This is a genomic window from Pseudomonas sp. P5_B2, from assembly GCF_056400445.1.
In genome coordinates this window covers 1-657 of the sequence record NZ_JBFULH010001378.1, presented here as the reverse complement: position 1 = coordinate 657, position 657 = coordinate 1, and the positions used below count along the sequence as shown (strand labels likewise).

The 657-nt window shown below is 60.6% G+C and carries 1 protein-coding gene; it reads right to left on the bottom strand.

The genetic code is table 11. The annotated features are described in order from the left end of the window. Positions 1 to 657, bottom strand: a 657-nt coding sequence (locus AC1DRJ_RS31315) for an ABC transporter substrate-binding protein (protein ID WP_477805517.1), incomplete at both ends; no start/stop codon positions are given.

The window sequence follows — 657 nt, the reverse complement described above, 5'->3', positions numbered from 1 at the left end:
GTTCAACACCACGTGGACGTTGGGGTTGGCCAGCTCCTGATCCTGAAATGGCGGGTTGGAGAAGTGCCCGGACAACTCGGTGCCTCCGGCCACCAACGCGGCCGTAGCATCCGGGTGCGGCACCGCGATGGTGTACTTGTCGAGGCGATTGAATTCCTTGTCACCCCACTGCTTGGCGGCCGCGTATTGCAGGAAACGCGACTGCACTGAAACCCCAACCGCCGGAACCGCGATGCGGTCCTTCTCGGTGAAATCGGCGATGGTTTTGACGTTAGGATTGTTGCTCACCAGGTAGTAAGGGAAGTTGCCGAGGGAAGCCACGGCTTTGACGTTCTGCTTGCCGTGGGTGCGATCCCAGATCGTCAGCAACGGACCGACGCCTGCACCCGCGATATCAATCGAACCAGAGAGCAGCGCGTCATTGACCGCCGCACCGCCAGACAGCTGAGTCCAATCGACCTTGATGTCGATGCCTTCCTGCTTGCCGTACTTCTCGATCAGGTTCTGATCGCGCACCACATTGAGCAACAGGTAAACAATGCCGAACTGTTCGGCGATGCGGATTTCACCTTCGGCGTGGGCCACGGTCGGCGCCACCAGGCTGCCGGCGATCAGGCTGAAACCCAGGCCGATGGCGGCGGCAAGCGGTGCAAATGG